The organism is Pseudomonas sp. PIC25 (assembly GCF_002286785.1).
In the GTDB taxonomy this organism is placed as follows: Bacteria; Pseudomonadota; Gammaproteobacteria; order Pseudomonadales; family Pseudomonadaceae; genus Pseudomonas_M.
Map to the genome: position 1 here is coordinate 1 of NZ_MUJY01000022.1, position 9,531 is coordinate 9,531.

Sequence of the window (9,531 nt, forward strand, 5' to 3'; positions counted from 1 at the left end):
CTGTTGGAGAGACATAAAAAATCCGATGCCAGAGACCTGGCATCGGATTTTCGGGGAAGCCCCGCCGGGGCTCAAATGCTTAAGTGAACAGCATTAGGCGCAATGCCGGCTTTCTCGCTGTTACGGCTCGATCAGGCCGTCGCCTCTTCAGCGGCCATTTCCATGTCATGGGCGATCAGCGCGACCAGCGCATTCTGCTGTCGACGCGAAAGCTGACGGAAGCGTTGCAGAAGCTCGCGTTCATGCAAGGACAGCTCCGGGCTGTCCAGGCGCATGTTCAGGTCATCGCCCAACGAACCTTCCTGAATCAGGCTTTGTTCGAGGCGAGCGATGATCTCGGAGTTCATGCTGCGGTGGTGGTTACGCGCCACATCGGCGATGCGCTCACGCATCCCGTCGGGCAAGCGGACGACAAACTTGTCAGCCGTGCGGCTGGAATAAATAGCCTGTTTCATAGGGCGCATATTTTCAGGACCGGTTAGTTCAATGAAGTGAATGCTGGCGATCAGCTATTGGACAGTCACCGGTTTGACCATCCTTGCAGCAAGTCGTTCACCGGACATCACTATTGGCGTGGTTATGACCGTGGGTCAGCCAAACGGTTCCTTGACGTCAATTACGTGTCATAGTGTGGTTCATGTAAAGGCTTTTTGCCAGCACCAATTATCAGGAAATGAGAGTCGGTCAGCAAAAACCGCCTGATTTGCTCGGAATTATGGCGCCGATGTGCTGCGCTTCGCAGCCCACTTACTTTCCGGTCGTGGCTTTCCCCTGCTTTTCAATGCCTCTGGCCACCTCGCTCCCGGAAATTTTCTTTATCGCTTTACCCGACAAACGGCATATTGCCAGCTACCAGTGGCGCAATGCCTGTACGTACTTGTCACATGCGCCAGCCGTCGCGGGAAGCGCTGCCATCGGCGAGGGCGCGCTATCATTCGGCGCGGTATCGTCGAACGCTTTCTCTATATATAAGAGGGCCAGCCGCGATATTCCCTGGTCGATCGAGAGCCGGAACGCACATGAGTCGACTGATTTACCTGATGGGCCCGTCCGGGGCGGGCAAGGACAGCCTGTTGCAGGCTGCGCGCCCGCTGCTGGAAGCACGCGGCGGCCGGATTGTCCGGCGGGTGATCACCCGCTCGGCCGAAGCGGTCGGCGAAGAGGCGCGGTCGGTGACGCTGGAGATGTTCGAACGGCTGGAAGAGCAGGGTGCCTTCGCCATGAGCTGGCGCGCCAATGGCTTGGCCTATGGCATTCCCCGGCAGATCGACGACTGGCTGGGGGCCGGTCATGACGTGCTGGTCAATGGCTCGCGGGCCTACTTGCCGCAGGCCCGGGCTCGCTATCCCGACCTGCTGGCGGTGATGCTCTGCGTCGATTCGGCTGTCTTGCGTCAGCGCCTGCTGGCGCGAGGGCGGGAATCCTCGGCGGAAATCGAAGCGCGCCTGGCACGCAACGCCACCTTCGCCGCCGGCCTGGAGGATGATGTGGTCCTGCTGGACAACTCCGGCGAACTGGCCATCACCCTCGCATCGCTCCTCGTCCTGCTCGGTGAGGCACGGGTATGCGCCTGACCCTGCTGGGCACCGGCGATGCCCGCCAGGTACCGGTGTACAACTGCGCCTGCGTGGCCTGCGATACGGCCAGGGTCTATTCGCAGCGGCGCCGTGGACCGTGCTGTGCCCTGGTCGAATGTGGCATCCAGCGCTGGTTGATCGATGGCGGGCTTCCCGACCTCACCGAACGCTTTCCGCCGCACAGCCTGAGCGGCATCCTGCAGACTCACTACCACGCCGATCATGCCCAGGGGTTGCTGCCTCTGCGCTGGGGCCAGGGATTGCAGATTCCGGTGCACGGCCCGGTGGACCCGGACGGTTTTGCCGACCTCTACAAGCATCCCGGCATCCTCGACTTCTCCCAGCCGTTCGCGGCCTTCGAGCGGCGCGAACTGGGAGAGTTGACGGTGACGGCCGTGCCGCTGGTTCATTCCAGGCCGACCTTCGGCTACCTGCTGGAAGGGGGCGGCCGGCGCATCGCCTACCTTACCGATACCATCGGCCTGCCCGACGATAGCCTGGAGCTGCTACGCCGGGACCCGCCGGATGTCCTGGTGCTGGACTGCTCCATGCCGCCGCAACCCCAGGCGCCGCGCAATCACAATGACCTGACCCGCGCCCTGGAGGTAATCGCCAGGGTGCAGCCAGGGGAGGGTGTCCTGACCCATATCGGCCACAGCCTCGACGCCTGGCTGCTGGACCATCCCGATGCGCTGCCGGCGAATGTCAGCCTGGCGCAGGATGGGCGGGTGCTTTGAGGTCCGCGTGCGGGCGAATGAATTCACCCCTACGGGATAGACACGGATTTGTGGGAGCGGATTCATCTGCGAAGCGCTTCGCCAGCAGAGCTGGCTCCTACAAGCAATGTGTCAGGTCCGGCGGCGCGCGGAATTTGTAAGGGCGAATTCATTCGCCCAACAAGACGTCAATCCAACGGCAATTCCGTGGTGCGCTTCACCTCGCTCATGGCGATGTTGGAATGCGCCTCCTGCACGTGCGGGCGCTGGAGCAGGTGATCGCGGAGGAAGCGTTCGTAGGCGACGATGTCCTTGGCCACCACCTTTAATAGATAGTCCGAGCTGCCAGCCATGGTGTAGCACTCCAGTACTTCCGGGTAGCCGACGATGGCCTGTTCGAACTCGTCCAGGTTGTTGCGGCCATGGGCCGAGAGCTTGACGTTGACGAACACCGTCATGCTCAGGCCGAGACGCTGCGGATTGAGCAGGGCGACCTTGCGCTCGATCAGCCCGTCCTCCTGCATGCGATGGATGCGCCGCCAGCAGGGCGATTGCGACAGTTCCACCTTCTCGGCGATTTCCGCTGCCGAGAGGTCGGCGTCGTGCTGCAGCAGGCGGAGAATCTTGCGGTCGAGGCTGCTTAATTTTTCCTGCATGAATGTTCCCGGTTTTTTGTTTTTGTTGGAAAGCTCATGCGCAATTTTGGCTTTTTGGCCTCGATTTAGAAAGAAAAAATCGGTACCGCCCAGTCATAGTTTTAGCCAGCCGTCCGCTCCGGCGATCCCGGGGCAGGTCGAATCATGATGGCAACCCACCGTTTGCCATCCAAGGTCGCCATAAAAATAAAAGGAGCGCCCGATGTCTCTGGCCGAGATCCGCCTGGATGACAAGTACCGCCTCGAAACCGGTCACCTCTATCTCACCGGCACCCAGGCGCTGACCCGCCTGCCGATGCTGCAGAAGCAGCGTGACAAGGCCCACGGCCTGAATACCGCCTGTTTCATCTCCGGCTACCGGGGTTCGCCGCTGGGCAATCTCGACAAGAGCCTCTGGGAGGCCAAGTCCTTCCTCCAGGACAACCACATCCACTTCCAGCCTGGCGTCAATGAAGAGCTGGCCGCCACCGCCGTGTGGGGCAGCCAGCAGACCAGCCTGTTCCCCGGCGCCCGCTACGACGGCGTATTCGCCATGTGGTATGGCAAGGGGCCGGGCGTGGACCGCTGCGGCGACGTGTTCAAGCACGGCAACTCGGCCGGCGTCTCCCCGCATGGCGGCGTGCTGTTGCTGGCCGGCGACGACCACGGCTGCAAATCCTCCAGCATCGCCCACCAGAGCGAGCACGCCTTCATCGCCGCGTCGATCCCGGTACTGAACCCGGCCAACGTCCAGGAAATCCTCGACTACGGCATCATCGGCTGGGAGCTGTCGCGCTACAGCGGCTGCTGGGTGGCGCTCAAGACCATCGCCGAGAACGTAGACTCCTCCGCCGTGGTGGACGTCGATCCGTTGCGCGTCGAGGTGAAGATTCCCGAGGACTTCCAACTGCCCGAAGATGGTGTGCACATCCGCTGGCCGGACCCGCCGCTGGCCCAGGAAAAACGCCTCAATACCTATAAGATCTACGCCGCCCGTGCCTTCGCCCGGGCTAACAACCTGAACCAGGTGATGCTCGATTCGCCGAACCCGCGCCTGGGCATCATCACCACCGGCAAGTCCTACCTCGATGTACGCCAGGCACTGGTCGACCTCGGCCTGGACGACGAGCTCTGCGCCCGCGTCGGCCTGCGCGTGCTCAAGGTCGGTATGAGCTGGCCGCTGGAGCCGGTTTCCGTGCACGAGTTCGCCGAGGGACTGGACGAGATCCTGGTGGTCGAGGAAAAGCGCAGCATCATCGAAGACCAGCTCACCGGTCAGCTCTATAACTGGCCGGTGGGCAAGCGCCCGCGGGTGGTCGGCGAATTCGACGAAAATGGCAACTCGCTGTTGCCCAACCTCAGCGAACTGACCCCGGCGATGATCGCCCGGGTCATCGCCAAGCGCCTCGCACCGATCTACACCAGCGATACCATCCAGGCGCGCCTGGCCTTCCTCGCCGCCAAGGAAAAGGCCCTGGCGGAGCGCAGCTACAACACCGTGCGCACCCCGCACTTCTGCTCCGGCTGCCCGCACAACACCTCCACCAAGGTGCCGGAAGGCAGCCGTGCCCAAGGCGGTATCGGCTGCCACTACATGACCCAGTGGATGGACCGCAATACCGACACCTTCACCCAGATGGGCGGCGAGGGCGCCACCTGGATCGGCCAGGCACCGTTCACCGACACCCCGCACATCTTCCAGAACCTCGGCGACGGCACCTACTTCCACTCCGGCCAACTGGCCATCCGTGCCGCTGTGGCGGCCGGGGTCAACATCACCTACAAGCTGCTCTATAACGACGCCGTGGCCATGACCGGCGGCCAGCCCATCGACGGCGAGCTGCGTGTCGACCAGCTCAGCCAGCAGATCTACGCCGAGGGTGTGCGGCGTATCGCCCTGGTCACCGACGAGCCGGGCAAATACCCGACCCGCGCCACCTTCGCGCCCATTGTCACCTTCCACCACCGCCGCGAGTTGGACGCCGTGCAGCGTGAGCTGCGCGAGTTCAAGGGCGTTTCGGTGATCATCTACGACCAGACCTGCGCCACCGAGAAACGTCGCCGGCGCAAGCGCGGCAAATTGGCCGACCCGCAGAAACGCGCTTTCATCAACCCGGCGGTGTGCGAGGGTTGCGGCGATTGCAGCGTGAAATCCAACTGCCTGTCGGTGCTGCCGCTGGAGACCGAACTCGGCCGCAAGCGGCAGATCGACCAGAACGCCTGCAACAAGGACTTCAGCTGCATCGAAGGCTTCTGCCCGAGCTTCGTCACCGTACACGGCGGCAGCCTGCGCCAGCCGGAGGCGGTGGGTTTGAATGCGTTGTTCATTGCCCTGCCGGAACCGACCCAGCCCACCCTGGAACGTCCCTGGAACATCCTCCTGCCGGGCGTCGGCGGTAGCGGCGTGACCACCGTAGGCGCGCTGCTCGGCATGGCCGCGCACATCGAAGGCAAGGGCTGCAGCGTGCTCGACCAGGCCGGCCTGGCACAGAAGTTCGGCCCGGTGGTCACCCACATCCGCATCGCGGCCAAACAGGATGACATCTACGCCGTGCGCATCGCCGCCGGCGAGACCGACCTGCTGCTCGGCTGCGACCTGGTGGTGGCCGCCAGCGAAGAGGCGCTGGCCAAGCTCAACGACCAGATCGCCCACGCCGTGATCAACAGTCACGAAGCCGCCACTGCCGAGTTCACCCGCAACCCGGACGCCCAGGTGCCCGGCGCCGCCATGCGCGAGGCGCTGATCGACGCGGTGGGTGCCGAGAAGACCCACTTCGTCGATGCCACCCGCCTGGCCACCCGCCTGCTCGGCGATAGCATCGCCACCAACCTGTTCATGCTCGGCTACGCCTATCAGAAGGGCCTGGTACCGATCTCCGCCGAGGCGCTGAACAAGGCCATCGAATTGAACGGCGTGGCCGTGCAGCTCAACCAGCAGGCCTTCCTCTGGGGCCGTCGCGCCGCCCACGACCTGGCGGCGGTGGAGAAACTCGCCAAGCCGGAAGAGCTGGACGAGCCGATCTGCGAGACCCTCGACGAGATGATCCGCTTCCGCGTCGACTACCTCACCCGCTACCAGGACGCCGCCTACGCCGAGCGTTATCGCGCCCTGGTGGAGCGGGTCAACGAGATCGACCCGGACGCCTCGCGGTCGCTGACCGCAGCGGTGGCCCGCTACTACTTCAAGCTGCTCGCCTACAAGGACGAGTACGAAGTGGCGCGGCTGTACAGCGACGGCGCTTTCCTCAAGCAATTGCAAGCGCAGTTCCAGGGCGACTATCGCCTGGAATTCCACTTGGCACCATCCTGGCTGGCCAAGCGCGACCCGCTCACCGGCGAGCCTCGCAAGCGCACCTTCGGCCCCTGGATGCTCAAGGCGTTCGCGCTGCTGGCGCGTTTCAAATCGCTGCGCGGCACCGCGCTGGATGTCTTCGGCTACAGCGCCGAGCGTCGTCTGGAGCGCGAGCTGATCGCGGAGTACGAGCGCAGCATCGCCGACCTGCTGGCTCACCTGAACCCGCGCAACTACCGCACGGTCGTGGCCATCGCCGAACTGCCGGAGCAGATCCGCGGCTACGGTCACGTCAAGGAACGCGCCGTGGCCAAGGTGCGTGAGCAGGAGCGGCAGCTCCAGGCTCGCCTGCAGGTGAATGAGTTGAAGGTGGTGCAGTTGTTCGAGCCTGCGGCCTGATACTTCACTCGATCCAGCCCGTCAGCCAGCACAATCCGGAGTAGACCCTCCCGGATTGCGCTGGCTTATCCGGGCTACGTCCGTTTACCCCGACCCAACCGGAACCACACAGAGGAAACCCCGATGTCCGTGTTCTCTCACGTCGAATTCGACCGCCACGAGCATGTCGTCTTCGGCCATGACAAAACCACCGGCCTGAAAGCCATCATCGCCATCCACGACACCACCCTCGGCCCGGCCCTGGGCGGTTGCCGCATGTGGCCCTACGCCACCGATGAGGCGGCCTTGCGCGATGTGTTGCGCCTGTCGCGCGGCATGACCTACAAGTCGGCGCTGGCCAACCTGCCGCTGGGTGGAGGCAAGGCGGTGATCATCGGCGACCCGCGCAGCGGCAAGAGCGAAGCGCTGTTCCAGGCCATGGGCGATTTCGTCGACAGCCTCGGCGGGCGCTACATCACCGCCGCGGATTCCGGCACCGGCGTCGCGGAAATGCAGATCATGGCCCAGCGCACCCGCCACGTGGCCGGCGCCGGCCTGCGCGAAGCCTTCGATGGCGGCACCCGTGACGGCGACCCGTCGCCGTCCACCGCTTACGGCGTGTTCATCGGCCTGAAGGCGGCGGTCAAGCACCGTCTCGGCCGCGATGACCTGCGCGGGCTCAAGGTGGCGGTCCAGGGCGTCGGCCAAGTCGGCTTCGACCTCGCCCGCCAGCTCAAGGAAGCGGGCGCCGAGCTGTGGGTCTGCGACGTCTTCGAGGGCAACCTGCGTCGCGCCTCCGAGCAATTGGGGGCCACCGTGGTCGGCCCGAACGACATCTACGGCCTCGACGTGGACGTCTTCGCTCCCTGCGCCCTGGGCGGCATCATCAACCCGCAGACCCTCGAAGCCCTGCGCGCGCCGGTGATCGCCGGGGCGGCCAACAACCAATTGGCCGACGCCGAGCTGGCCGAGGAACTGCGCCGTCGCGGCTGCCTCTACGCGCCGGACTACGCCATCAACGCCGGCGGCATCATCGACGTCTGCTACGAGCGCACCGGCGGTACCCCGGCACAGCTCAAGGCGCACATCGAAGGCATCGGCGACACCCTGCGGCAAATCTTCGAGCGTGCCGACGCCGAAGGCGCCACCACCAGCGCAGTGGCCGACCGCCTCGCCCACGAGCGCCTGCGCGCCGGCCGCTGATCCCTTACGCCGCGCCCGGCAGTATCCGGGCGCGGCTCGCAGCGATACCCCACTACAACAACAAGAGGGTCAATCCGTGAGTCAAGACAGCATCGCCGCCGGAGCCTACGCCGGCCAGGCCGCTTCCAGCGGCGCTTCCCGAGGGTTGTGGACGAGCCGCTGGGCATTTTTCCTCGCCGCCACCGGTTCGGCGGTCGGCCTGGGTAATATCTGGAAGTTTCCCTACATCACCGGCGTCCATGGTGGCGGGGCGTTCGTCCTGGTCTACCTGGGCTGCATCCTCGCCATCGGCATTCCGCTGCTGATGGCCGAAGTGATGATCGGCCGCGCCGGCCGCAAGAACCCCGCCGACGCGGTCGCTGTGCTGGCGGAGCAATCCGGGGCCAGCCCGCGCTGGCGCCTGGCCGGCTGGGTCGGCGGCTTCACTGGTTTCCTTATTCTCAGCTTCTACGTGGTGGTGGCCGGCTGGGCGCTGGCCTACGTACCGGCCGCTGCCAGTGGAGGCTTCGTCGGCTTGAACGGCGAGAGCAGCGGCGCGCTGTTCGGCGCCTTGCTGGCCGACCCGCTGAAGCTGGCCGTCTGCGCCAGCCTGGTACTGCTGGCGACCCTGCTGATCGTCGGCTTCGGCGTGCAGCAGGGGCTGGAACGGGCGGTGCGCTATCTGATGCCGGGGCTGTTCGTGCTGCTGCTGATCCTGGTGGGCTACGCCGCGACGCGCGGCGCGTTCGGCCAGGCGGCGACCTTTCTCTTCGCCGCGGACTTCTCCAAGCTGACGGGTGAAGCCATCCTGGTTGCTCTGGGCCATGCCTTCTTCACCCTCAGCCTGGGTTGCGGCGCGATGATGGCCTACGGCTCCTACCTGCCGGCCGGCACCTCGATTGCCCGCACCTCGCTGCTGGTGGCCCTGGCGGATACCGCCGTGGCGCTGCTGGCCGGCCTGGCGATCTTCCCGCTGGTGTTCGCCAATGGCCTGGAGCCGGGTGCTGGACCGGGGCTGATCTTCGTCACCCTGCCCATTGCCTTCGGCCAGATGCCGCTGGGGCAGGTGGTCGGTGTGTTCTTCTTCGTGATGCTGCTGATCGCCGCGCTGACCTCGGCAATCTCCCTCAGCGAACCCACCATCGCCTGGCTGACCGAACGCTTCCGTGTCAGCCGCCTCAAGGCGGTGCTGCTGAGCGGTGCGGCACTCTGGTTGCTCAGCCTGGGCAGCGTGTTCTCGTTCAACCTCTGGGCCGAAGGCACTCTGTTCGGCAAGACCTTCTTCGATTGCCTGGACTACCTCACCACCAACCTGCTGATGCCCCTCGGCGGCCTGGCCACGGTGTTCTTCACCGGCTGGGTGCTCAAGCGTAAACGGGTCAGCGAAGCGCTGAACATCGGCCATCCGATGCTGTTCCAGGCCTGGTGGTGGCTGATCCGCTTCGTTACCCCGCTGGGCATCGTGCTGGTCTTCCTCAACCTCATCGGGGTGATCTGAAGAAAGGGCGGCGCTGGCGGAGCATTTGCGCGGCGTCGCCTTGCCGGGCGAATGAATTTGCCCCTACATCGTGAAGCGGACTCTGCGCGCGAACGAAGCCATAATTCGCCAGCAGAGCTGGCTCCTACGAAGAAGGCGCCAGCGGCTTCGGGCAGGGGCGAATTCATTGGCTATGTCTGCGTTAGCTGTTGCAAGGGATAGAAGCCGAGCGATTCCTTCATGCAAATCAATGGGTTGAGCTCGTTTCCATAGC

Annotated in this window: 7 protein-coding genes; 5 read left to right on the plus strand and 2 right to left on the minus strand. The window is 64.6% G+C overall.

Annotated features, from left to right (window positions below; translation table 11 throughout):
• Positions 1-131: 131 nt before the first annotated feature.
• On the minus strand, positions 132-464 hold the full coding sequence (locus BZL41_RS00525) for an Arc family DNA-binding protein (protein WP_084334488.1): 333 nt from the start codon (positions 462-464) through the stop codon (positions 132-134).
• 555 nt (positions 465-1,019) lie between these two features.
• Between BZL41_RS00525 and phnN the strand changes: the two genes are divergently transcribed.
• Positions 1,020-1,574 carry a phosphonate metabolism protein/1,5-bisphosphokinase (PRPP-forming) PhnN gene (gene phnN, locus BZL41_RS00530; RefSeq protein WP_095597489.1) on the plus strand — a complete coding sequence of 185 codons (555 nt, stop codon included), beginning with the start codon at positions 1,020-1,022 and terminating at the stop codon, positions 1,572-1,574.
• Positions 1,565-2,314, plus strand: coding sequence for a phosphonate metabolism protein PhnP (gene phnP / locus BZL41_RS00535; protein ID WP_095597490.1), 750 nt, complete (start codon positions 1,565-1,567; stop codon positions 2,312-2,314). Before phnN ends, phnP begins: the two co-directional genes overlap by 10 nt.
• A gap of 167 nt (positions 2,315-2,481) precedes the next feature.
• Here phnP and BZL41_RS00540 read toward each other — a convergent pair whose 3' ends face one another.
• Positions 2,482-2,949, minus strand: a complete 468-nt coding sequence (locus tag BZL41_RS00540; protein WP_095597491.1) for an Lrp/AsnC family transcriptional regulator — start codon at positions 2,947-2,949, stop codon at positions 2,482-2,484.
• A 202-nt stretch (positions 2,950-3,151) separates the two neighbouring features.
• Between BZL41_RS00540 and BZL41_RS00545 the strand changes: the two genes are divergently transcribed.
• The 3 genes from BZL41_RS00545 to BZL41_RS00555 all read left to right on the plus strand — a co-directional run bounded on the left by BZL41_RS00545 (position 3,152) and on the right by BZL41_RS00555 (position 9,278).
• A complete protein-coding gene (locus tag BZL41_RS00545) occupies positions 3,152-6,619 on the plus strand; it encodes an indolepyruvate ferredoxin oxidoreductase family protein (RefSeq protein ID WP_095597492.1) in 3,468 nt (1,155 codons plus the stop codon).
• A 123-nt stretch (positions 6,620-6,742) separates the two neighbouring features.
• Positions 6,743-7,801, plus strand: coding sequence for a Glu/Leu/Phe/Val dehydrogenase dimerization domain-containing protein (locus tag BZL41_RS00550; RefSeq protein ID WP_095597493.1), 1,059 nt, complete (start codon positions 6,743-6,745; stop codon positions 7,799-7,801).
• A 76-nt stretch (positions 7,802-7,877) separates the two neighbouring features.
• Positions 7,878-9,278 carry a sodium-dependent transporter gene (locus tag BZL41_RS00555; RefSeq protein WP_095597494.1) on the plus strand — a complete coding sequence of 467 codons (1,401 nt, stop codon included), beginning with the start codon at positions 7,878-7,880 and terminating at the stop codon, positions 9,276-9,278.
• Positions 9,279-9,531: the final 253 nt, after the last annotated feature.

What these genes read in the sequence shown, in the direction of transcription:
- BZL41_RS00525 (WP_084334488.1), bottom strand. Translation starts at nt 464, where the DNA reads ATGCGCCCTATGAAACAGGCTATTTATTCCAGCCGCACGGCTGACAAG.
- phnN (WP_095597489.1), top strand. Translation starts at nt 1,020, where the DNA reads ATGAGTCGACTGATTTACCTGATGGGCCCGTCCGGGGCGGGCAAGGAC.
- phnP (WP_095597490.1), top strand. Translation starts at nt 1,565, where the DNA reads ATGCGCCTGACCCTGCTGGGCACCGGCGATGCCCGCCAGGTACCGGTG.
- BZL41_RS00540 (WP_095597491.1), bottom strand. Translation starts at nt 2,949, where the DNA reads ATGCAGGAAAAATTAAGCAGCCTCGACCGCAAGATTCTCCGCCTGCTG.
- BZL41_RS00545 (WP_095597492.1), top strand. Translation starts at nt 3,152, where the DNA reads ATGTCTCTGGCCGAGATCCGCCTGGATGACAAGTACCGCCTCGAAACC.
- BZL41_RS00550 (WP_095597493.1), top strand. Translation starts at nt 6,743, where the DNA reads ATGTCCGTGTTCTCTCACGTCGAATTCGACCGCCACGAGCATGTCGTC.